20 protein-coding genes are annotated in these 21,275 nt (G+C 78.4%); 4 read left to right on the forward strand and 16 right to left on the reverse strand.

Annotated elements, in window-relative coordinates:
• Positions 1-27 precede the first annotated feature (27 nt).
• From J3P29_RS11715 to xseA, 10 genes are all read right to left on the reverse strand, one after another.
• Positions 28-687 (reverse strand): FKBP-type peptidyl-prolyl cis-trans isomerase, encoded by a 660-nt coding sequence (locus J3P29_RS11715; protein WP_210493579.1) that lies wholly within the window; start codon positions 685-687, stop codon positions 28-30.
• A 38-nt stretch (positions 688-725) separates the two neighbouring features.
• A complete protein-coding gene (locus J3P29_RS20760; protein WP_210493580.1) occupies positions 726-1,583 on the reverse strand; it encodes a type II secretion system F family protein in 858 nt (285 codons plus the stop codon).
• On the reverse strand, positions 1,580-2,404 hold the full coding sequence (locus tag J3P29_RS11725; RefSeq protein ID WP_210493582.1) for a type II secretion system F family protein: 825 nt from the start codon (positions 2,402-2,404) through the stop codon (positions 1,580-1,582). Before J3P29_RS11725 ends, J3P29_RS20760 begins: the two co-directional genes overlap by 4 nt.
• Positions 2,401-3,537 carry an ATPase, T2SS/T4P/T4SS family gene (locus tag J3P29_RS11730; protein WP_210493584.1) on the reverse strand — a complete coding sequence of 379 codons (1,137 nt, stop codon included), beginning with the start codon at positions 3,535-3,537 and terminating at the stop codon, positions 2,401-2,403. The genes J3P29_RS11725 and J3P29_RS11730 overlap by 4 nt, the downstream gene beginning before the upstream one ends.
• Positions 3,534-4,217, reverse strand: coding sequence for an RcpC/CpaB family pilus assembly protein (locus tag J3P29_RS11735; protein WP_210493585.1), 684 nt, complete (start codon positions 4,215-4,217; stop codon positions 3,534-3,536). Before J3P29_RS11735 ends, J3P29_RS11730 begins: the two co-directional genes overlap by 4 nt.
• Positions 4,214-4,957 carry a HAMP domain-containing sensor histidine kinase gene (locus J3P29_RS11740; protein WP_210493586.1) on the reverse strand — a complete coding sequence of 248 codons (744 nt, stop codon included), beginning with the start codon at positions 4,955-4,957 and terminating at the stop codon, positions 4,214-4,216. Before J3P29_RS11740 ends, J3P29_RS11735 begins: the two co-directional genes overlap by 4 nt.
• Positions 4,954-5,709: a response regulator transcription factor gene (locus J3P29_RS11745; protein WP_210493587.1), complete on the reverse strand. Its 756-nt coding sequence runs from the start codon at positions 5,707-5,709 to the stop codon at positions 4,954-4,956. The genes J3P29_RS11740 and J3P29_RS11745 overlap by 4 nt, the downstream gene beginning before the upstream one ends.
• A gap of 194 nt (positions 5,710-5,903) precedes the next feature.
• Positions 5,904-7,898: an FUSC family protein gene (locus J3P29_RS20765; RefSeq protein ID WP_210493589.1), complete on the reverse strand. Its 1,995-nt coding sequence runs from the start codon at positions 7,896-7,898 to the stop codon at positions 5,904-5,906.
• 5 nt (positions 7,899-7,903) lie between these two features.
• Entirely contained in the window at positions 7,904-8,341 is a 438-nt protein-coding gene (locus tag J3P29_RS11755) for an exodeoxyribonuclease VII small subunit (RefSeq protein WP_210493590.1), read from the reverse strand.
• Positions 8,338-9,726, reverse strand: a complete 1,389-nt coding sequence (gene xseA, locus J3P29_RS11760; protein ID WP_210493591.1) for an exodeoxyribonuclease VII large subunit — start codon at positions 9,724-9,726, stop codon at positions 8,338-8,340. Before xseA ends, J3P29_RS11755 begins: the two co-directional genes overlap by 4 nt.
• Positions 9,727-10,030: 304 nt before the next feature.
• On the opposite strand from xseA, the gene J3P29_RS11765 reads away from it, so the two are divergent.
• Positions 10,031-10,507: a hypothetical protein gene (locus J3P29_RS11765; RefSeq protein ID WP_210493592.1), complete on the forward strand. Its 477-nt coding sequence runs from the start codon at positions 10,031-10,033 to the stop codon at positions 10,505-10,507.
• A gap of 342 nt (positions 10,508-10,849) precedes the next feature.
• On the opposite strand, the gene J3P29_RS11770 is transcribed toward J3P29_RS11765, so the two are convergent.
• The 6 genes from J3P29_RS11770 to J3P29_RS11795 all read right to left on the reverse strand — a co-directional run bounded on the left by J3P29_RS11770 (position 10,850) and on the right by J3P29_RS11795 (position 18,000).
• A complete protein-coding gene (locus tag J3P29_RS11770; RefSeq protein WP_210493593.1) occupies positions 10,850-12,118 on the reverse strand; it encodes a Rho termination factor N-terminal domain-containing protein in 1,269 nt (422 codons plus the stop codon).
• A gap of 314 nt (positions 12,119-12,432) precedes the next feature.
• Positions 12,433-13,122: a transaldolase family protein gene (locus J3P29_RS11775; protein ID WP_210493595.1), complete on the reverse strand. Its 690-nt coding sequence runs from the start codon at positions 13,120-13,122 to the stop codon at positions 12,433-12,435.
• A gap of 57 nt (positions 13,123-13,179) precedes the next feature.
• Entirely contained in the window at positions 13,180-14,136 is a 957-nt protein-coding gene (gene folP, locus J3P29_RS11780) for a dihydropteroate synthase (protein ID WP_349239832.1), read from the reverse strand.
• Entirely contained in the window at positions 14,133-14,903 is a 771-nt protein-coding gene (locus tag J3P29_RS11785) for a dihydrofolate reductase family protein (protein WP_210493596.1), read from the reverse strand. Before J3P29_RS11785 ends, folP begins: the two co-directional genes overlap by 4 nt.
• Complete coding sequence (locus tag J3P29_RS11790; RefSeq protein ID WP_210493598.1) at positions 14,903-16,273, reverse strand: sigma-70 region 4 domain-containing protein; 1,371 nt, start codon at positions 16,271-16,273, stop codon at positions 14,903-14,905. Before J3P29_RS11790 ends, J3P29_RS11785 begins: the two co-directional genes overlap by 1 nt.
• A gap of 59 nt (positions 16,274-16,332) precedes the next feature.
• Positions 16,333-18,000 carry a glycerol-3-phosphate dehydrogenase/oxidase gene (locus J3P29_RS11795; protein ID WP_210493599.1) on the reverse strand — a complete coding sequence of 556 codons (1,668 nt, stop codon included), beginning with the start codon at positions 17,998-18,000 and terminating at the stop codon, positions 16,333-16,335.
• Positions 18,001-18,202: 202 nt separating this feature from the next.
• On the opposite strand from J3P29_RS11795, the gene J3P29_RS11800 reads away from it, so the two are divergent.
• The 3 genes from J3P29_RS11800 to J3P29_RS11810 are packed head-to-tail and all read left to right on the forward strand — an operon-like array spanning position 18,203 to position 21,245.
• Complete coding sequence (locus J3P29_RS11800; RefSeq protein ID WP_210493600.1) at positions 18,203-19,345, forward strand: PspC domain-containing protein; 1,143 nt, start codon at positions 18,203-18,205, stop codon at positions 19,343-19,345.
• Positions 19,342-20,586, forward strand: a complete 1,245-nt coding sequence (locus J3P29_RS20770; protein WP_210493602.1) for an ATP-binding protein — start codon at positions 19,342-19,344, stop codon at positions 20,584-20,586. Before J3P29_RS11800 ends, J3P29_RS20770 begins: the two co-directional genes overlap by 4 nt.
• Positions 20,583-21,245 (forward strand): response regulator transcription factor, encoded by a 663-nt coding sequence (locus J3P29_RS11810; RefSeq protein WP_210493603.1) that lies wholly within the window; start codon positions 20,583-20,585, stop codon positions 21,243-21,245. Before J3P29_RS20770 ends, J3P29_RS11810 begins: the two co-directional genes overlap by 4 nt.
• Positions 21,246-21,275 lie beyond the last annotated feature (30 nt).

Genomic DNA, 21,275 nt, shown 5'->3' on the forward strand with positions numbered 1-21,275 from the left:
GACCGCGGGTGCCGGCGGGCGTCGCCGTCAGGGGCGGGTCAGGCCCACGAGGTCGACGACGAAGACGAGCGTGGCGTTCTTCGGCACCTTGCCGGCACCGGCGGCGCCGTAGCCCTGGCGGGGCGGGACCACCAGGACGCGTCGGCCCCCGACGTGCATCCCGGGCAGCCCCTCGACCCAGCCGTCGATGAGCGCGTCGCGCTGCAGGGCGAGGGCGATCGGCCCGGGCTGCCCCCAGGTCGTCTCGATCGTGCCGCGGCGCCCCCACACGGCGAGGCTGTAGCGCACCTGCAGCGTGTCGCCGACCTTCGCGGCCGCGCCGCCGCGACAGCGGACGACGTCGTCGACGACCAGCCGGCGCGGCGGCGTGCCGCTCGTCGACGCGATCCGCGGCCTGCGGGCGACGTTCGTGCCGGCCCGCCGCACGATCCGCTTGACGCGCGGCGCGGCCGCCCCGGCGCCGCGGGCCTTCGGGGCGGGGGTCGTGCAGGTCGCAGCCGCGGCCGCGGCCGTCGCCGGCCCGGCGACGGACGCGGCGCCGGCGATGAGGGCCCCGCACGCCACGGTGGCCGCGGCGCAGGCGACGATCGCGCGGCGGCGGCCCGCGCCGGTCCCGGCGTCGTGCGGCGTGCGCGCGTCGGCCGGGCGGGCCGCGGCGGCGGGGTGGACGGCGTCTCCTGGGCGCATCGCGCCACTCTCGCACGCTGCGCGCCCGCGGGCGTCGGTCAGCGCATCTGCAGCAGCCCGGCCGCGATCAGGAGCATCGCGGCGGGCACGAGCAGGAGCGCCACGACGAGCTGCACCTTCGGCGCGGCGCGCGACGCCCGGTCGATCGCCGCGCGGGCGCGGCGGGCCCGCAGGTCCTCGGCCAGCGCCTGCAGTCCCGCGGCCGCCGACGCGCCGTGCCGGTGGGTGCGCAGCAGGAGCGCGGTCAGCTCGGCGGCGCCCTCGGCGGGGATGCGACGGCGCAGCGCGGCGATCGCCGGCTCCGTGCCGACCCCGATCCGCACCTCGGCCCCCACGCGGCGCAGTTCGGCCCCCACCGCCCCCGGGTGGTGGGCCCCCACGCGGGCGAGCGTCTCGGGCACGGAGCGGCCGGAGCGCAGCGCGATGCGGATCAGGTCGATGGCGTCGGGCAGCTCGACGAGCATCGCCGCGGCTCGCCGGCGGATGCGCCGGCCGACGAGCACGCCCGGCAGCACGACGAGCGCCGCCGGGACGCACGCGAGCAGCAGGACGGCGCCCGCCCCCAGCACGGGGAGCAGCGCGAGCGCCGCCGCCAGCCCGACGAGCAGGCCGGCGCCGCGGACGGCGGCCAGGTCGGCCGGGGTGACGGCGGGCGAGAGCCCCGCGGCGTCCAGGCGGGCGGCAGCGTCCGCCGGCAGCGGGAGCCGCCGCCCGGGGGCCCGCCCGATGCGGCGCCCCAGGCGCAGCGCGGCGCCGAGCACGCCGCGTTCCGTGCCGGGCGGACGCGTCGAGGCTCCGCCGCGGGCGGCTCGCCGCACGGCGGCGGCGACGAGCAGCTCCCCCGCCCCCACGCCGGCCGCCGCGCCGGCACCGGCCGCGAGCAGGACGGCGCTCACCGCGCCAGCCCCACGGTCAGGCGGCGCACGGCGACGACCGCCGCCAGCTGCAGCACCACGGCGAGGACCACGAGCAACGCGCCGAGCGGCTCGCCGGTGATCGCGCGGACCGCGCCGGGGGCGAGCACGACCGCGCCGCCCATGATGAGCGCCGGGATGCCCCCGACGATGCGGGCGGCCGCCCGCGCCTGGACGATGGCGCTCTCCGCCTCGGCGGTCGCCCGCCGGGCGCGCTCGAGCGCCGCGGCGCCGTCGCGGAGCACGTCCGCCAGCTCGCCGCCCGCCTCGCCGTGCAGCAGCAGCCCGGCGATGATCGTGCGGTGGGCGGGCTCGTCGGTGCGGGCGCGCCAGGCGTCGAGCGCGGCCGGCAGCGGGTCGCCGGCCTGCAGGCGGGCGGCGACGCGGCGCAGCTCGTCGGCGGCCGGGCCGTCCACACCCGACGCCCGCGCCGCCTCGGCCAGGGCGCGGCGCACCCCGTGGCCCGCGTCGAGCGCGTCGGCGACCGCGCGGGCGACGAGCGGCGCCCCCAGCGTGATCGCCCGGCGGCGCCGCGCCGCCCGCGCCCGGAGGACGGCGTGGACCGCCCCGGGGCCGCCGCCCACGAGAAGCGCCGCGGTGGGCGCGCCGAGCGCCAACAGCACCAGCCCCGCGGCGGCCGCGGCGGGCGCCAGCCGGCCGAGGCCGTCGGGCGCCGGGCCGTCGTCCGCGTGCCGACGCCGCAGCGCCCGGCGAGCGGCCCGCACGCCGTCGGGCGCCAGCTCACCCGCCGCCGCGCCCGCGAGCGCGCCGGCGCAGGCGGCCGCCAGGACCGCCCCGCTCACGGCGCCTCCCCCGCGTCGGGCGCGAGCGGCACGCGCTCGAGCGCCCAGCCGTCGGCCGTCGCCCGGACGTGTGCGGCGTCCGTGATCCTCCGCCGCCCGTCGGCCCCGCGGCTCTGCTGCAGGACGACCCCCACCGCGTCCCCCACCATCCGGGCGATCGCCACGTGCGGCAGGCCGACGTCGGCCATCAGGCACAGCGTCTCCAGGCGGCGCAGCGCCGCCTCGGGCGAGCTCGCGTGGATCGTCGAGAGCGAGCCGTCGTGGCCCGTCGTCATCGCCAGGACCATGTCGAGGGCCTCGGCGCCGCGGACCTCGCCCACCACGATGCGGTCGGGCCGCATGCGCAGCGCGTTGCGGACGAGCTCGCGGATGGTGATCGCGCCCGTGCCGTCGGTCCGGGGCGGCCGCGCCTCGAGCCGGATGACGTGGGGCTGCCCCAGACGCAGCTCGGCCGTGTCCTCGACGGTCACGATCCGCTCGGCGGGGTCCAGGAGCGCCGAGATGGCCCCGAGGGTCGTGGTCTTGCCCGCCCCCGTCCCGCCGCTGATCATGACGGACCGGCGCTCGGCGACCGCCTCCCGCACCACGGCCGCCACGTCGGGCGTCCAGGTGCCGCGGCGCACGAGCTCGTCCGCCGTCCAGCGGCGGGCCCGGAAGCGGCGGATGGTGACGGCCGGCCCGTCGACCGCCAGCGGCGGCAGCGCCACGTGGACGCGCGAGCCGTCGGGCAGCCGGGCGTCGCAGAGCGGATCGGCCCGGTCGACGCGGCGGCCCGCGCCCGCGAGCATCCGCTCGATCGCGTGCGCCAGCTCGGCGTCGTCGGCGAACCGCACGGCCGTCTCCTCGAGGCGGCCGCGGCGCTCGACCCACACGGGGCGGGTGCCCGAGATCATGATCTCGTCGACCTCGGGGTCGTCGAGGAGCGGCTCCAGCGGGCCCAGACCGACCGTCCGCTCGAGCAGCAGCCGCCGCACCTCGGCGCGGTCCTCGGGCGGCAGCAGCGGCGCGTCGCGGCGCAGCACCTCGTCGAGCAGCTCCTCGGGTGCGGGGCTGACGCCGCCCTCGGCGGGCGCGGCGGCCAGGGCGACGACGCGCGCGTGCAGGTCGGCGGCGATCTCGCGGTGGACGCTCATCCCAGGCCCTCCAGCGTCGAGCGGGCGACGGTGCCGTCGGCGCCGCGCCGCTCGTCCCCCGGCCCGCGCGGCAGGATCCGCAGCTCGCTGGCGAAGTTCTGCGCCGCCGCCAGGTAGACGGCCTGCTTGACCGTCACCCGCAGCCCCACCGCGACCCGCCGCCCCTGCGTCTCGCCGGTCGGGTCGTCCGGGGCGGACTCGGCGCGCAGCACCTCGGCGTCCTCGAGCGCCAGGCGCGTCGCGCCGCCCTCGCCGCCGCCGTCGCGCGTGACGAGCAGGTCGACGCGGGTGCCGGGCTGCACGAGCTTGGGGTCGCCGGTCGCGACGAGGTCGGCGACGCGCTCGCCGGGCCGCAGCTGCGGGCCGCCGCCGGTGTCGAGCACCGGCAGGGTGACGTCGCGGCCGGCGGGCACGGCCACGCGCGGGCGCAGGCCGGCGACCTCGTCCGGCGACGCGATGCGGTCGGCGGGGGCGTAGCGGGCCGGGACGCGCCGGACGGCGAGCGCCGCGACGTCCACCTGCCGGCCGGCGGGCAGGTCGCGCCCGGCGACGACGACGGGGACGCTGGGGCCGACGGCGGCGCGCAGGGCGCGCTCGCGCCGGCTCACGTCGCCCGCGGCCAGCGCGCCGAGCACGACGGCCAGGCCGAGCAGCAGCAGGGCGCGGCGCCGACGCGTCACCGGGGCACCGCCCGGGAGGAGACGGGGGTGGCGGCCGGCAGCTCGGCGACCAGGCGGGCGCCGCCGCCGGGAGGCGCGGCACGCAGCCGGCCGCCGTGGCTGGCCAGGGCGTCGGCGACGATGCGCATGCCGCGACCGCGCTGCCCGCGGGCGGCCGAGGCAAGCAGGCGCTCGACGGGCACCCGCAGGCCGTGGCCGTCGTCGGCGACCTCGACGTGCACGGCGCCGTCCCGCACGGCGACGCCGACGCGGACGGTGCCCTGGCCGTGCTCCAGCGCGTTGTGGACGAGGTTGCCGATCGCCTGCGCCAGGCGGGCGCGGTCGCCGAGGACGACGGCGTCGCCGGCGCCCGGCAGCAGCACGACGTGGCGGCCGGCGGCGCGGGCGGCGACGTCATGGACGGCGACGAGGTCGCGCACGAGGGCGTGGACGTCGACGGCGCGGCGCTCGTCGCGGCCGGTGCGGCCGCGGGCGGCGGCGCCGAGGTCCTCGACCGCGCGGCGGGCGCGGGCGAGCTCCAGCGCGACGGCAGGCAGCAGCTCGCCCCGGCCGTCCCGTCGCGCGGCGGGCTCGCGGTCGCCGGCGTCGAGGGCGAGCATGACGGTGGTGAGCGGCCCGCGCAGCTCGTGGCAGGCGCGGACGATGCGCTCGGTGCGCCGGCGGGCGCAGCGGCGTTCGGCGAGCAGCACGCTCGCGGCGGCGACGGCCAGCAGCCAGCCGGCCAGCAGCAGCGGGCTCACGCCGTCATCACCCCCTCGCGGATCACGGCGGCCTCGGGGGCCGCGTCGACGAGCCGGTAGCCGACGCCCCACACGTTGACCACGAACTCGTCGCCGTGGACGGCGAGCTTGCGCCGCAGCCGGCACGCGTGCGAGTCGATCGTCCGCGTGACGCCCGCGGAGCGGAACCCCCAGACGGTGCGCAGCAGCTCGTCCTTCGTGAACACCCGCAGCGGCTCGCGGACGAGCGCGAGCAGCAGCGCGTACTCCTTCTGCGTCAGCGCGACCGTCGTGCCGCGCACCGTGACGCGGCGGCGCGCCGGGTCGACGACGAGGGCGCCGATCCGCAGCACCCCGGCCGACGGCCGCCGGTCCACCCGGCGCAGCAGCCCGGCGATCCGCAGCCGCAGCTCGGCGTACGAGAACGGCTTGACGAGGTAGTCGTCGCACCCCCGCTCGAACCCCCGCACGCGGTCGAGCTCGCCGTCGCGGCCGGTGAGCAGCAGCACCGGGGTGGCGGGATCGACCTGCGAGACGATCCCGTCCGCCGCGCGGATCCGCTCGACGAGCTCCAGGCCCGAGCCATCGGGCAGCGTGACGTCGGACAGCACGAGCGCTGGTGACGCGGTCGCCAGGTGGGCGGTCGCCTCGGCCAGGCTCGCGGCCGGCGTCGGGTCGTAGCCGTCGGCGGTCAGGTGCTCGAGCAGGAAGGCGCGGGTCAGGTCGTCGTCCTCGACGACCAGCAGGGGGAACGGGGCGGAACGGGTCGACATGCCAGCGATACCTGCGGGCCGCGCGCTTCTCTCCCCCGCCGTTGTGCCGGAACCGTGCCGCCTTCGTGACCGAGGTCGTCGGACCGGGCCGGGATCCCGTCCCGCCCCCCACCGGCCGAGGCGATCGCGCGCCCCGGCCGCCCCCGGGGACCGGACAGGCGCCCATGCCCGGCCCGGCGCGAGCGCGCCGCCGCTCAGCCGGCCGGCGCGACCGCGCCCCGCGCGGCGCCCCGCACCTCGGGGCCGCTCGTCCCCGCCTCGCCCGCCAGCAGGTCCCGCAGCCGCGTCAGCGCCCGCTCGGTCGCCGGATACCCCTCCAGCGTCGGCAGCGGTACCCACGCCGGGGCGCGGTGGCCCTCGGCGATGTGCGCGAGCGCGTCGAGGGCGGCGTCGAGGGCCGGCAGCTGCGCCCGGACGGCGGGCGTCTCGTCCGCCGTCGCGGGGAAGGCCATCACCGCGTGCGCCAGGCGCTGCACCGCGGCCGTCGCGGGCCAGCGCTCGTCGGCCGTCCGGCTGGACAGCACCAGGTCGCCGACCGCGTCCTCGTGGACGGCCTGCAGGTTGAGCAGCGCCGTGTGGAGCGTGCGGCGGGAGCGGCGCACGAGGGCGCTCGACGGCGCCTCGGCCCGCGTGAGCGCGGCGTGCAGCACGTCGCGGGCGGCCTCGATCACCGCGCCCTGGGCGGCGCCGAGCTGGGTGGCGGCGGACCGCGGCCACAGCAGGCGCCGCGCCGCCAGGCCCACCGCGCAGCCCAGGAGCGTGTCGACCACGCGCGCGCCGACGAGCGAGCCCGCCGGCGTGCCGGGCAGGCCCAGGTCGACGATGAGGAGGGCGATCGGGGTGGCGAAGACCGTCGCCACCCCGTACGCGGTGAAGAGCGTCGCCTGCATCAGCGTCTGGCAGACCGCGAGGGCGAGCACCACCATGCCGGCGGTCGGGTCGAGCGCCAGGACGGCGGCGGCCACCCCCACGCCCACGATCGTTCCCGCGGCGCGCTGCACGGTCCGCTCGAGCGTGAGCGTCACGTTCGACGCCTGCATGACCGCCGACGTCGTCAGGCCCACCCAGATGCCGCGCTGCTCGTCGATGAGCAGCCCGACCGCGGTGCCGACGGCCACGCCGACGCCGATCCGCAGCGCGGTGGCCCGCACGAGGGAGCCCCGCCGGAGCGCGCGCCGCAGCACCGCCACGCGCCGGCGGTGCAGGCGCCGGGTGCCGAAGGGGACGAGCGTGGCCTGCAGCCCCCGCGCCGGGTCGGCGACGGCGACGAGCCGGTGCATCATCCGCGCGAAGCGGTCGCCGTGCATCGTCCCGACCGTCTCGTCCGGCAGCGGGACGTCGGCCGCCGCGGGCGGGTCGGTGAGCGACGCCTCGACGCGCCGGACGGCCCGCGCCCACCCCGGGTCGAGCCGGTCGGCGTCGCGCAGCACCAGGCCGAGCGCGGCGTCGAGCACCGCCTCGCCCGCTACGGCGATCGTCACCAGGCGGTCCTGGTCGCGGCGCGACCGGCCCGCGCGGGTCAGCACGGTCCGGGCGTGCTCGGCGGCGAAGAGGACGTCGTGGCGGGCCGCCGGGGCGTCCTCGGTCCCCACCGCGCCCAGCAGCTGGGCCAGGCGGACGAGGAAGCGCCGCACGGCGTCCTCCTCGGGCCCGCGCGGGCGGTGCAGCAGCGCGGCCATCGCGATCGCGGTGACGATCGCGGCGCCGAGCAGGACGAGCGCGGCGCGCTCGGGCACCGCGGACAGCCCGCCGCCGTACTGCGTCGATGCGAGGAACGAGAGGACGATGACGAACTCGCGCGGCTTGCCGACGTCCCAGGCGATGCCCAGGAGCGCCGCGGTGCCCGCCACCAGGCCGGCGCCGACGACCGTCGCGACGGCGGATCCGCCCACGACGGTGCCCAGGCTGACGACGAGGACGAGCCCCAGGCCGGCCGACACCAGGACGCGCAGCCGTCGGCGCACCGGCTCGTCGCGCGCGTAGATCGCCGCGAAGGCGCCCTGCGTGGCCACCGCACCCTCGTGCGGGTGGCCCAGCAGGACGAGGAGCAGCAGCGGAGTGACGAACGAGACGCCGATCCGCGCCGCGGTGACGCGCGCCGCCCACGCCGCCTGGGCGACGGAGCGGGCCCGATGCGGCAGGCGCCGCAGCGCCGGGCGTGGGCGTGCTCCGGCGGTGGGGTCGGCCACGCGGGTCAGAACGGCAGGTCGTCGTCGCCGAAGCCGAGCGTCGGCGGCGCGCCGGCCGGCGGGCCGTCCCGACGGCGGGGCCCGGACGGCGGCGGATCCTCGCCGAACAGGCCGTCCCCGGGCGGGGCCGTCGGCACGCCCGAGACGCCGTTCGACGCGCCGACGCCCGCGCCCGACGGCGCGTCCGGGGCGCCGCTCGGCGCGCCGTCGACGATCCGGAAGCGCGCGGCGCCCTCCCCCTCGTCGATCGCGCGGACCTCCTGCTCGATCCGGTCCAGGTGCTCGCGCAGCGCGCGCTCCAGGCCCTTGCCCTCGCGCAGCAGCGCGATCAGGCGCTCCGGGGCCATCGCGGCGTCGGCGCCGAGCTCGGCCGCGACCTGCTGCAGGCGCTCGTAGGCGGCGCCGAAGGACAGCTCGACGGGGGCATCGGTCTCGGGGCTCATGCGGGCTCCTCGTCGGGACGGTCGGACGCCGGGGCGTCCTCGGGGTGCAGCGCGGTGATCGTGGCGTCGGCGGTGCCGTCCTGCAGCTGCAGGGCGACCGCCTCGCCGGGGCGCAGGTCGGCGACGTGCCGGACGACGCGGCCGTCGTCCCCCAGCGCCGCGATCCAGCCGCGGCGGCGCGGGTCGGCGGCGTCGAGCAGACGGGCGTGCTCCTCGACCCCGCGGCGCAGCGTCGCGGCCGCCCGGTCCGCGAGCGCCCCGACGGGCCGGGCGTCCAGCGTGTGCCGCACCTGCGCCGTCTGCGCGCGCACCCGCTCGGGGGCGCGCTCGAGCGCGCGGCAGGCGTCGGTCAGCTCGCCGTGCATCCCGCGCAGGAACCCCTGGGCGCGCCCGTCGACCGTCCGGCCCGCGGCGTGGACGGCGGCGCGGTAGCGCTCCAGGCGCCCGCGGCCGTGCAGCGCGTGGGCGGTGGCATCCAGCCCCCGCCGCAGCGCCTCCGGGGCGCGAGCCGCCCGGTCGAGCGCCGCGGCGGCGTGGTCGACCTCGCGCAGCAGCTCGCGGCGATCGGGGACGACGCGCTCGGCCGCGTGGCGGGGCACGAACGCAGCGTGGGTGACGTGGTTGCAGACGGGGTTGTTGTCGGTGTGCCCGATCGCGGTGAGGACCGGCGTGGCGATCGCGCGGATCGCCCGGCACAGCCGCTCGTCGTCGAAGCACGCCAGGTCCTGCACCGACCCGCCGCCGCGCGCGACGACGATGACGTCCACGCGTGGGTCGCCGTCGAGGCGCGCGAGCCGGTCGACGATCTCGCCCGGCGCCGCGACCCCCTGCACCCGGCAGCACGCGGTGATCACCGGCACCGCGGGGAAGCGGTCGCGCAGGCCGCGGATGACGTCCTTGAGCGCGTCGGAGTCCGCGCCCGAGATCAGGCCGACGCCCCGGGGGAAGCGCGGCAGCGGCGGGAAGCGCTCCGGATCGCACAGCCCCTCGGCCGCCAGGCGGTCGACGAGCTCCGCGCGGCGGCGCAGCAGCTCGCCCTCCCCGGCCGTCTCGACGTCGTCGACGACCACGCGCAGCCGTCCGCCGCCGCCCCAGAACTCGGTGTGCCGCACGCGCACGCGCACGCGGTCGCCGTGCCGGGGCGTGTGCGTGGGCCCGCCCGGGCCGCGGCGCCGGGTCAGCCACGGCAGGTACGAGCACGGCAGGACGTTCTCGCCGTCGGTCAGGTCGAACCACCAGACGCCGCGGCCGCCCTGCTTGGGCCGCTGGACCTCGCCCTCGACGACCGCCGGGCCGGCCTCGCGCAGGGCCGCGCCGATGCGGGCGGCGTAGTCCGCGACGCCGATGGGCGCGGCGGTGCGGGGGTCGGTCGAGGGGCGGCTCATACGGGGACCCTCAACCGTACGCGGTGGGGCGGCCGGTCCGCCGCGGGCGCGGGGAGTCGGCGGCGTGCCGGGCGCGGATCGGCGCACCCGGCGCGCGTCGCGGCGCAGCGCCCGGCGGCGGCACCGACCGCCATACACGATCGCGGCCGATGCAACACGGAAACCAGACTCGTGCGCCGTCGAGACCCCCGTCTAGGATCCGCCGGGCCTTGGAACGCGGTTGCCGCCGTGCGCTCCGGGGCACACAATTGTCGTGTGGGTCGGCTTCGTTGCCGCCTCCGCCCCACCGCGTCCAACGAGCTTCATGGATTCCACCTTCAACGGGAACTACGACTCCGGCGAGGACTTCGTCCTCGAGTACGGAGATCTCCGGTTCACCTTCAACGAGCGCGACTTCGCCGAGCGCTGCGAGCAGGCCGCCGTCCGGCTGGGCTTCGTCCACGACCGCCTGGATCGGGACGAGGTCGAGGACCTGGTCGAGCTGACGGTGAGCGGCGAGGTCGTCGAGCCGGTCTCCCGCCTGGGCGAGCACGTCAACGAGTGCTGGACCGAGCTGTCCGGCCCCGCCGAGCGCTCGCTCGTCCACTGGATGCGCCGCCTGGTCTTCCGCGGCGCCTGGATGGACCAGCGCGTGAAGGAGGGCGAGCTCGACGTCCGCTACGACGAGGACAGCCAGCGCTTCGAGTACGTCCAGCCGTCCCGCGGCGACGAGCCGGTCGAGCTGGCCCCCGCGCCATCGTGGTTCCAGGTCTCCTACATGCCGGTGGACGACCGCCGCTAGGCCTCCGCCCCATCCCCGCGGCGCTCCGGTGCCGCCATGACGAAGGGCCCCCGATCGGGGGCCCTTCGTCGTGCGGGGGCGGCGGAGGCCGACGGGCGTCGGCGCGCAGGGCGGCGGGGTCGATCCGCGTCGAGGCCCGGCGGGTGGGGTCGCTCGGCGTCGAACATCGACGCCCATCGACCCCACCGCCTCGGCCGCGACGCGTATCCGGCCCGCGACGCCGATCCGGCCCGCGACCCGCATCCGGCCCGCGACGCGGACCCGGTCCGGCCCCGCATCGGGCCCGGCCCCCGCCCTCAGCGGAGGCCGGACGCCGGGACCAGCGGGGCCCGGCCGCCGGGATCAGGCCAGCTCGGCGCGGGCCTTCGCGATGGCGGCGGCGCCGTCCTCGCCCACCAGCGTCTCGGGGCGCAGCGTGCCCGAGCCCGCCAGGTCGAGGGCGGGGAAGCGGCGCGTCGCCGTCAGCGCGGCGTCCAGGCGGACGACGGTGCTCTCGCCGCCGGCCGGGGTCTCGCGCGTGGCGACGATCGTCAGCGAGCCGCCGTCGCGCAGCTTGCGGGCCGCGGCGAGGATGCGGCGGGCGGCGCCGTCGCCCAGGCCGTCCAGGGTGTCGATCAGCAGGACGGCGTGGCCGCCGCGGGCCGCGATGCGGCGGCCGCGCTCGACGACCTCGTCGATCGCCTTCGCTCGGGCGTCGGGGCCGGCGGTCAGGTCGAGGGCGACCGCGGGCTGCAGGCCGGCGTCGGTCCAGTCGGCGAGCTCCTCGGGGCGGACGCCGGCGAGCACGGGCAGCAGCTCGAGCCCGTCGATGCCGCGGAGCGCGACGGCCAGGCGGCGCAGCGCCTCGGTCTTGCCGGCGGCGTGCGGGCCGACGACGACGGCGCGCGAGCCGCGGCCGAGCGGGGTCAGGTACGCGATCGCGGCGACCGTCGGGTCCTCGGACTCGATCGCCAGCAGCTCGGTCGGGCGGACCGCCGCGAGCTCCTCGAAGCGGGTGCCGGTGGACGTCTCGTCGGCGGCGCGGCCGTTGATCGTCTCGACGCGGACGAGCGACGGGTAGCGCTCGGAGCGGCGCGGCGAGCGGGTCGGGCCGCCGACGCGGTCGCCGTCGACGAGCTCGCAGCGGCGCACCTGGCCGGCGGAGACGTACACCTCGGTGCCGTCGTCGGCCTTCAGCATGGCGGAGCCGTTCGACGTGATGGCCAGCACGCCCTCGACGGTGCCCTCCGTCTCGGCCTCGTCCGAGCGGTCGCGGTCGGAGCGGTCGCGGTCCGACCGGCCGTGCTCGCGCGGCGCGTCGGTCTCGGCGTCCTCGCCCCCGCGGCGACGGCGGCGGCGCGCCGGGCGCTCGTCGCCCTCGTCGTCGCCGGCGACCGGCACGGAGATCGTGGTGGCCTCGGACGAGGCCTCGTCGCGGCGCCCGCCGCGACGGCGACGACGGCGACCGCCCTGCTCCTCGTCGTCCCCGGCGCCGCCGCGGCGCTCGAGAATGGTGTCGACCAGCTGCTCGCGGCGCAGCTTGCGGAAGCCGTCGACGGCGAGCTCGCCGGCGAGGGCGTGCAGGTCGGCGAGGGAGCTGGACTCGAGGACCTCGCGGGTCAGGACGGTCATGGGACGTTCCTCCTTGGGTGATGTGCGTCGGTGGGCCCCGGCCGCGTTGTGCGCAGCGGTCGGCGACTGCCTCGACACCCTAGAGGACCCCGTGCGGCCCGCGTCTCGCCCCCGCGATCGCCCCTGCCCCGCCCGTCCCGCCGGCGAAGGCGGCCACGTGCAGGCAGAACGCGGGCGGGCCGCGCCCGCGCGCGCCGCCACCGAGGCGCCCCGCGTGCCGGCAGAACGCGGACGGGCCGCGCGTCGGCGCGGCCCGTCGGGGCGGGCGGCCGTGGCCGCCCGGTGCTGGGGCCGGCGCGGACGCCGGCGCCGGCTCAGCCCTTCTTGGACTGCTCGACGAGGCCGTTCAGCCACTCCGCCAGCTCGGGCTTCGTGGCCCAGTCCTTCGCGAAGCCGGCGTTGCCGGAGTCCGTCAGCGGGTGGTTGAGCATCTGCTTCAGCACCTTGTAGGGCACCGTGGCGACGTCGCAGCCGGCCGTCGCGGCCTTCACGACGTGCAGCGGGCTGCGCGTCGAGGCGGCGAGGACCTGGGCGCCCGAGGAGTTCTCGTGGACGGCCTCGACGATCTCGCGGAGCACGAACTCCGAGTCGATCGAGATGTCGTCCAGGCGGCCGAGGAAGCTCGAGATGTACGTGGCGCCGGCCTCGGCGGCCAGGATCGCCTGGGCGGCCGAGAAGACGAGCGTCATGTTGACCGGGTGGCCGAGCTCGCGCAGGCGCGCCGTGGCCTCGAGGCCGGCGGGGCCGAAGGGCACCTTGACGATGACGTGCTCGTGGAGCGTGCGGACGGCGACGCCCTCCTCGACCATGCGGTCGGGATCCTCGGACACGACCTCGGCCGACGTCGGGCCCTGCACGATCTCGGCGATGCGCTTGATGGCCTCGCCCGCGTCGCCCTCGGCCTTGGCGAGCAGCGACGGGTTGGTGGTGGCGCCGGCGAGCACGCCCCAGCGGGCGACCTCCTCGACCTCCTTGACGGAGCCGGTGTCGATGAACAGCTTCATGCGGGTTGTGCCTCCAGGGACCTGGGGTCGGTGCGTTGCGCTCTTCCGGGTACCCGTTCAGCGTACCGCGGGCTCGCGGGAGCCCCCGCCGTCGCCGTCGTCGTCCTCGTCATCGTCGTGCAGCCACTGCAGGCGCTCGTCGGCGTCGCGGTCCACGGACGGCATCGGCCGGCGGCCGTCGAGCACGTCGCGGACGTCGAGGTAGTCGTGCGCCTCGCGCACGTCGTGCATCCGGGCGATCGAGAACCGGGCCCGTTCGGCGCACCAGCCGAGGGCGGCGAGGGTGCCCGCCAGGCGCTCGTCGGGCTCGCGGTGGATGATCGTGCCGACGAAGTACTTGCGGGAGACCGCGAGCAGCAGCGGGTGCCCGTGGACGCCGAGCTTCGGCAGGTCGCGCAGCACCTCGACCGTCTCCGCGGGCATCTTCGCGAAGTCGGGGCCCGGGTCCAGGATGATCGAGTCCGAACGCACGCCCGCCCCGAGCGCCCGCTCGCGCAGGTCGTTCAGCACGCGGCGGACGTCGTCGACGACGCGGCCGCCGTAGTCGGGGAAGTGCTCCGTCTTCGGGTCCGCCCGCGTGTGCATCAGGATGATGCCCGCGCCGCGCGCGGCGACCACGCTGGCGAGCCGGGCGTGGTACAGCCCGGAGACGTCGTTGATGATGTGCGCGCCGGCGTCGAGGACCGCCTCGGCGACCTCGGGCTTCCACGTGTCGACGGAGACGAGGCAGCCGTGCTCGACGAGGCGCTGGACCACCGGCACCACGCGCGCGATCTCCTCGCGCGGGCTGACCGGCTGCGTGTGCGTCGTCCCCGACTCGCCGCCGACGTCGATGATCTCGGCGCCCTCGTGCGCCAGGCGCAGGCCGAGCGCCACGCGCTCGTCCACCCCCTGCGGCCGGTCCCGGTCGCTGAAGGAGTCGGGCGTGCAGTTGACGATCCCCATCAGCGCGGGGCGTCCCGCCCGCAGCGTCAGGGTGCGATCGCGCAGGCGCAGGGTCAGCTCGTCGGTCACGCGGGCTCTCCGTGGGCGAGGTGGTAGTGCAGGAAGAGGACGTCGCCGGAGCGCCACACGCCCCGGAGCCGCAGGGCGCGCAGATGCGGGCCGTCGCCGTCGCCGAGCGCGCCGCGCAGGATCGTCAGCGCGTCGTCCCCGCCGGCGAGCTTCGGCGAGACGGTGAGGAGGAGCTCGTCCAGGACGTCCTCGCGGACGAGGGCCGCGAGCAGGCTGGGGCCGCCCTCGCAGTTGACCAGGCCGACCCCGCGGGCACCGAGGTCGGCGAGCGCGGCCGCGCCGGTGGCGCGCGGCAGGCGGACGACCTCGACGTGGTCCTCCTCGACCGCGTACGTCGGCTCGGCCTCGGTGTAGATGAGCGCCCGGGTCAGCGGCTCGTGGAGCAGCGGCACGTCCTCGTCGAGCGTGAAGCCGCGGGACAGCGTGGCGAGCAGCGGCTCGGGCGGCAGGCCCTGCGCCGTCCGGGCCGCGCGCTGGTGCGCGTCGAGCGTCGTGGAGTAGCGCTCGCGGTTGAGCGTGCCCGGCCCCACGAGCAGCGCGTCGGCGCGCTCGCGCAGCCCGCGGAAGATCGCCCGGTCCTCGGGGCCGCCGAGCTTGCCGGACCGCCCCTGCACGGCGGCGTGGCCGTCCACGCTGGCGACCATCACGCCGATCGTGCGGGGCCGCCCGGCGACGACCGGCGCGGCGTCGTCGACGATCGCGTCGAGCGCCGCGGCGGCCGGCAGGTCCTCGCCGCCCGCGAAGGACCGGAAGCGCGGCTCGGCCACTAGCCGCGGACGTGGACGGTGGCGTTCGGCAGGCGCAGCGTGGCGACGATCGGGCCGCCCGGGAGCGCGCCGCGCTCCGTGCCGGTGCGCTTCCGCGTCGACGTGCGCTCGCGGGTGCTCGTGCTCTTGCCGGTGGAGGGCGTCGCCGGCGTCGGGTCGTCCTTCTTCGTCAGCATGAGGACGAGGGCGACGACGACCGCGACGAGCAGGATCCCGACGAGGGCGATCTGCCAGCGCGGCGCGCGCGCCCGGTCGCGGTCGAGGGGCTGGAGCAGGTCGCCGCCCGTCGGCTCGCCCGCGGCGGCGTCGTCGTCCCAGTCCTCCCACTCGGGGCCGCCGCCAGACGGGGCGGCCGGGGCCTCGTCGCGGCCGCGGGGCGCGCCCTCCAGGCCGAGGGCCGCGACCTCGCTCGACGACCACTCGACGGTGGCCCCGGGATCGGCCGCCGGGGACGGCGCGGCAGCCGCGGGGCGGACCTGCGTCGGCTCGTCGGCGGCGGGCGACGGCGCGGCCGGGGCGGCCGCGGCGGCGGGCGGCGCGGCCGACGAGGGCGCGGCCGCGGCCGGCGCCTGCGGCGTGGCCGGCGCGGCCGGCGCGGCGACGGGCGCCGCCGGGGTGACCTGCGCGGACGCGGCGATCACGGCCTCGCGCAGCCCGGCGGGGGCCGGGCCGGGCGTCCAGGCGCGGTACGCCGACGCGGCCTCGTCCATCGCCTCGACGACGGCGCGGTTGCCCTCGTCGGCGCGCAGCCACGAGTCCAGGCGCTCGCGGGCCTCGGGGGCCCGCAGCTGGTCGTCCTCGCGCAGCGCCGCGAGGGCCAGCGCGTGACGGTCGTCCGGGTCGGTCAGGGCCGCCTGCGCGATCTGGCTGCCGCGCAGCGCGTCGCCCAGCATCAGGCGGGACTGCGCGAGCATCGCGGCCAGCAGGCCGGGGTCGGCGCGCAGCAGGACGGCCAGCTCGGCGTGGTCCAGGTCGGCCAGCCCGCGCAGCGCGAGCACCTCGCGCTGGTCGACGGGGAGCGCGTCGTTCGCGGCGACCACGGGGGGCTGCGGCGGCGCGGCGGCCGCCGCGGCCTCGTCGTGCGCGCGGAGCTGCGCGGCGTACTCCGGGCTGGCCGCCGTCTGGCTGAGCAGGCCGCGGGCGTGCCAGCAGCCCATGAGCAGCAGGTCGCGGTCGTCCGTGCCGGCCGGCGCGTTCGCCGGCACCCGCTCGGTGACGGCGGAGAAGGCCGCCACCGTGGCGTGCCACGCGGCCCCCGGACTCGCCGTCACCCGCCGTGCGAGGTTGAAGACGGTGTCGCCGTTGCGGTCGAACCGCGCCGCGGTCACGGCCGTCACGGCGGTCGGGGTGCTCTCGTGCTCGTTCGACATCGGTCTCCGTGGATCGTAGGGCGTCGGGCGGCCCGAGACCGTCGACGCCGTACCCGGTCTCAGGCGGGCAGGAGCCCCTCGGCGGCCGCCTCTGCCCGGAAGTCGTCGGTCGCACGCGCCGCGGCGTCGGCGTCCCACCCGCGGTCCGGGGCGATCGCGTCGGCGACGCGCCGCACGGCCGCGGCGTCGTCCGCCAGCAGCGACCGCGCGGCCGTGATCCCCAGCCGCGTGCGGCGCAGCAGCACGTCGCCGAGGGTGCGCGCCTGCTCGGTGCGGACCGCGTGGACCGCCTCGGCGAGCAGGTCGAGGGGGCCGTCGCCGACGACCGGCGCCGCCAGCTCGGGGCGCTCCCGGGCCAGCGCCAGCACGTCGCGGGCGACGGTGCCGTAGCGGGCCGCCAGCTGCGCCCGGGCCGCCGCGCTCGTGCTGGGCACCGCGGGCAGGCGCTCGGGGTCGACGGGCTGGCCGAGCGGCAGCGCGTCGGTGCGGCACGGCGCCTCGCGGCCGTCGCGCTCGGTCAGCCGGTCGACGGTCTGCTTCGCCATCCGGCGCCACGTCGTGAGCTTGCCGCCCGTGATCGTGAGCATCCCGGAGGACGTCTCGTACAGCTCGGCGCGGCGCGAGATGTCGACGGAGCGCTTCGGGTCGCCCGTCGAGATCAGCGGCCGCACCCCGGCGTACGCGCCGCTGACGTCGGAGGCCGTCAGCCCGGCGCCGAAGAAGTCGTTGAGCCCGTCGAGGATGTACGCGACGTCCTCGGCCGGGGCGGGCACGTGCTCGAGCTCGTCCGACGCGTAGTCCTCGTCCGTCGTGCCGACGAGCGTGCGGCCCAGCCACGGCAGCGCGAACATGAAGCGGCCGCCGCCGGACGGGACGATCGCCCCGGAGCGCAGGGGCAGGCGCTCGGCCGGGATCGTGACGTGGGTGCCGCGCGAGGGCCGGATCACCGGCACCTCGGCCTCGTCGTGCAGCTCGGCCGGGCGCAGCCGGTCGGCCCAGACCCCCGTCGCGTTGACGACGTCGCGCGCGCGGACGGCGATCTCGTCCCCCGTCTCGCGGTCCCGGGCCGTCACCCCCTCCGCCACGCCGCCGCGCTCGAGCAGCCCGGTCACCTCGACGCCGTTGACGCAGACGGCCCCGAAGCGCTCGGCCTCGCCCAGCACGGTCAGCACCAGCCGGCTGTCGTCCGTCTGGCAGTCGTGGAAGAGCCAGCCGCCGCGCGGCTCCTGCCCCGCGAGCGCCGGCAGGTGCTCGGCGACCTGCGCGGCGTCCAGCGTCCGGTGGCGGTCCGGGGTCCAGCCCCGCTCCTGCTCGGCCGTGGCCCGCCGCAGGCGCCCCGGCCGCAGCTGGTCCACGGCCAGCGCGTCGTACAGGTTGAGCCCCACGCCGGTCATGCGGTCCGGACGATGCCGCTCCGTCGTGGCCACCACGAGCGGCAGCGGCGTCACGAGGTGCGGCGCGAGCCGGGCGTTGATCTGCCGCTCGAGCAGCGCCTCGCGCACCAGGCCCAGGTCGAAGCTCGCCAGGTACCGCAGGCCGCCGTGGACGAGCTTGGAGCTGCGGCTGGACGTGCCGGCCGCGTAGTCCCGACGCTCGACGAGCGCGACGGAGTAGCCGCGGGACGCCGCGTCGAGCGCCACGCCGGCGCCCGTGATCCCCCCGCCGACGACCACGACGTCGAAGACCTCCTCGTCGAGGGCGGCCAGGGCGTCCGCGCGGTCGAGCACCCGGCCAGCATCGCAGCCGTCGCGCGCCGTCCGCCACCCCCGGGCGTCAGACTGCGGACGCGCCCGCCGGCCCCGGGGGCCGCGCCGCGCCGCCGCCCCACGCCGGCGGGGGACGGACCCGGGGGCCGCCCGGGGCATCCCCCATAGGCGCCGGGCCGCCCCCGCGCCACCCTGGATCCATCACCCGATCCAGGACCCCGCGATGACCTCCGACACGCCCACCCCCGACCCCGAGCGCCCCGACGACGAGCCCGTGGGCGCCCCGCGCCCCGGCGCGGACGAGCAGCCCACGCGGACGATGCCCGCCGCCGGCGCCGACGCGGCCGGCGAGCCGCCGGCGTCCGGCGCGGGCCCGGCCGCCACGCCCCCGCGCGGCCTGTTCCGCTCCGAGACCGACCGGATGATCGCCGGCGTCTGCGGCGGCATCGGCGAGCGCTACGGCATCGAGCCCGTGATCGTGCGCCTGGGCTTCATCGCCGCGCTCGTGCTCGGCGGCTCGGGACTCCTCTTCTACGTCGCCGCCGCCATCCTGATCCCGCGCGGCCCCTCGCCCGTGGGCCCCGACGGCACCGTCGCCCCCGGGCACGTCCCGGGCCCGCCGACCGGCGCCGCCGGCGGGGTGCTGCGGATCCTCGTCACGATCGCGGTCGGCATCGCGATCCTGTGCGCGCTCGCCGCGGTCGCGGTCGTCAGCCTGGGCGTCACCGCGCTCTTCGGCGCGTGGCCCGCGGTGATCGTGCTCGTCATCGTCGGCGCCGTGCTGCTCGTCGCCGGCCACGACCGGCGCCTGACCGGCACGCTGCTCGTGCTGGCGCTCGCGATCGCCCTGCCTGCGGCCGGGACGCTGCTGAGCGACGTGCGCGTGGACCGCACCGCCGGCAACCGGACGGTCCGTCCCACGACGGTCGCGCGCGCCACGGACGGCTACCGCCTGGGTGCCGGCGACCTGACGGTCGACCTGTCCCGCGTGCCCTTCGCCGACCGCTCCCGCGTGCGCATCCCCGCCCGGGTCGACGTCGGCCGCGTGTCCGTGCGGCTGCCCCGCACCCGCTGCGTGGCCTGGACGATCGACACGCACACGCGGATCGGCGGCAACCCCCAGGTCCTCGGGCGCTACGGCGCGGGCGACTGGAGCACCTCGGGCACCGAGCGGCGGTACACGATCGACGCGGACGCCCGCCGCGACGCGCCGCGGGTCCACCTGGACCTGGAGGTCGGCGTCGGCGAGATCGTCGTCGGGCGCACCGCCGCGCAGATCCGCTCGTACGCCGCCGGCCCCGAGCTGCCCGACGAGAGCGACCTGCGCACCCCCGCCTGCCGGGGCGAGCGCGAGCGGAGCCGGTGACGCTCGAGCGCCTGATCCGGCTGGCCGGCGCCGCGACGATCCTCGTCGCGGCGCTGCTGCTGGCCGTCGACGTGGCGCCGAGCGTCGGCACCGAGACCGCCCTCGTGGCCGCGTGCGGGGCGCTCGTCGCCCTGGCCGGGACCGGGCGGCTGCGGCTCGCCCGCGACCGCCGCCGGATCCGCGTCGCGATGCGCCAGGCGCGCCGCGCGGAGCAGGCCGTCAGCGGGCGGCAGACGCTCTCGGGCACGGCGCTCGTGCTCGCCGGCGTCGTCTTCGCCCTGCTCGCGGTGCAGCGCGCGCTGGGCATCTCGTTCTGGGCGCTCGTGCTGCTCGCGGCCGGCGGCGCGCTCGTCTGGGCGCAGACCGTCGACCTGCCGGACGGCGAGGACGCCGAGCCGACGGGCTGGCAGCGGCTGCTGGGCCGGCGCCCGCGCGGCCAGGACGGCGACCGGCTCCTGCTGCTGGCCGGCGTCGGCCTGGTGGTCCTCGGCGCCCTCGTGGCGCTCTCGTCGCTCGGCGCGCTCGGCGCGTCCCGCACCAGCGTCCTGCAGACCGTCGTCGCGCTCGCCGCGGTGCTCGTCGTCGCCGCCCCGTTCTGGCGCCGGATGCTGCGCCGGGCGCAGGCCGAGCGGTCCGAGCGGATCCGCAGCGACGAACGCGCCGAGGTCGCCGCCCACCTGCACGACTCCGTGCTGCAGACCCTGGCGCTGATCCAGCGGCGCGCCGACGACCCGCGCGCCGTCGCGTCGCTCGCCCGCCGGCAGGAGCGCGAGCTGCGCACGTGGCTCTCGGGCCGCTCCGAGCGCCCCGACGACGAGCTGATGGCCGCGCTGCGCGCCGCCGCGGCGGCCGTCGAGGTCGAGCACCGCGTCGAGATCGAGGTCGTCACGAGCGGCGAGCGCCCGCTCGACGACCGCACCGCCGCCCTCGTCGCCGCGGCGCGCGAGGCGATGGCCAACGCCGCCCGCCACGCGTGCCCCGCCCCCGCGGACGACGACCCCGTCGCGGCCGGCGGCGACGTCGTCGCGATCTCCGTCTTCGCCGAGGCCGAGCCGGGCCGCGTCGAGGTCTTCGTCCGCGACCGCGGCCGCGGCTTCGACCCCGACGCCATCCCCGGCGACCGCCGCGGCGTCCGCGAGTCGATCGTTGGCCGCATGCGTCGCGCCGGCGGCCGCGCCACCATCCATTCGGCCCCCGGCGAGGGGACCGAGGTCGAACTGCTCCTGGAGGACCGCTCGTGAGCCGCCCCACCGTCGTCCTGGTCGACGACCACGCCCTGTTCCGCGCCGGCGTCCGCGCCGAGCTCGAGTCCCGCGACGGCGCCCCGCAGATCGTCGGCGAGGCCGGTGACGTCGACGAGGCCGTCCGCATGGTCCTGGCGCTCGAGCCCGACGTCGTGCTGCTCGACGTCCACATGCCGGGCGGCGGCGGCGCCGAGGTGCTGCGGCGGGTGCACGAGAAGCGGCCGGGCCAGAAGGTGCTGGCCCTCTCCGTCTCGGACGAGCCCGAGGACGTCATCGCCCTGATCCGCGGCGGCGCGCGGGGCTACGTGACGAAGACGATCTCGGGCGACGAGCTCGTGGCCGCGGTCGGCCGGGTGCGGGACGGCGACGCCGTTTTCTCCCCCCGGCTGGCCGGCTTCGTCCTGGACGCCTTCGCCGGCCGGCTCGAGGCCGGGGCGGCCCTCGTGGCGGACCCCGAGCTGGACGGCCTGACCGACCGCGAGCGCGAGGTGCTGCGGCTCATCGCCCGCGGCTACCTGTACAAGGAGATCGCCCGGCGGCTCTCCATCAGCCCGAAGACCGTCGAGCACCACGTCTCCGCCGTCCTGCGCAAGCTGCAGCTCTCCAACCGGCACGAGCTGACGCGCTGGGCGACGGAACGGCGACTCGTCGACTGACCCGGCGCCCGTCGTGCGCCCCGACGGCCA

The organism is Patulibacter sp. SYSU D01012 (assembly GCF_017916475.1).
GTDB lineage: Bacteria > Actinomycetota > Thermoleophilia > Solirubrobacterales > Solirubrobacteraceae > Patulibacter.

Bases quoted from the DNA above. Each gene is read 5' to 3' on its own strand.
- J3P29_RS11745 (WP_210493587.1), bottom strand. From the start codon at position 5,709: ATGTCGACCCGTTCCGCCCCGTTCCCCCTGCTGGTCGTCGAGGACGAC.
- J3P29_RS11770 (WP_210493593.1), bottom strand. From the start codon at position 12,118: ATGACCGTCCTGACCCGCGAGGTCCTCGAGTCCAGCTCCCTCGCCGAC.
- J3P29_RS11730 (WP_210493584.1), bottom strand. From the start codon at position 3,537: ATGAGCGTCCACCGCGAGATCGCCGCCGACCTGCACGCGCGCGTCGTC.
- J3P29_RS11775 (WP_210493595.1), bottom strand. From the start codon at position 13,122: ATGAAGCTGTTCATCGACACCGGCTCCGTCAAGGAGGTCGAGGAGGTC.
- J3P29_RS11715 (WP_210493579.1), bottom strand. From the start codon at position 687: ATGCGCCCAGGAGACGCCGTCCACCCCGCCGCCGCGGCCCGCCCGGCC.
- J3P29_RS11765 (WP_210493592.1), top strand. From the start codon at position 10,031: ATGGATTCCACCTTCAACGGGAACTACGACTCCGGCGAGGACTTCGTC.
- J3P29_RS11790 (WP_210493598.1), bottom strand. From the start codon at position 16,273: ATGTCGAACGAGCACGAGAGCACCCCGACCGCCGTGACGGCCGTGACC.
- J3P29_RS11800 (WP_210493600.1), top strand. From the start codon at position 18,203: ATGACCTCCGACACGCCCACCCCCGACCCCGAGCGCCCCGACGACGAG.
- xseA (WP_210493591.1), bottom strand. From the start codon at position 9,726: ATGAGCCGCCCCTCGACCGACCCCCGCACCGCCGCGCCCATCGGCGTC.
- J3P29_RS11755 (WP_210493590.1), bottom strand. From the start codon at position 8,341: ATGAGCCCCGAGACCGATGCCCCCGTCGAGCTGTCCTTCGGCGCCGCC.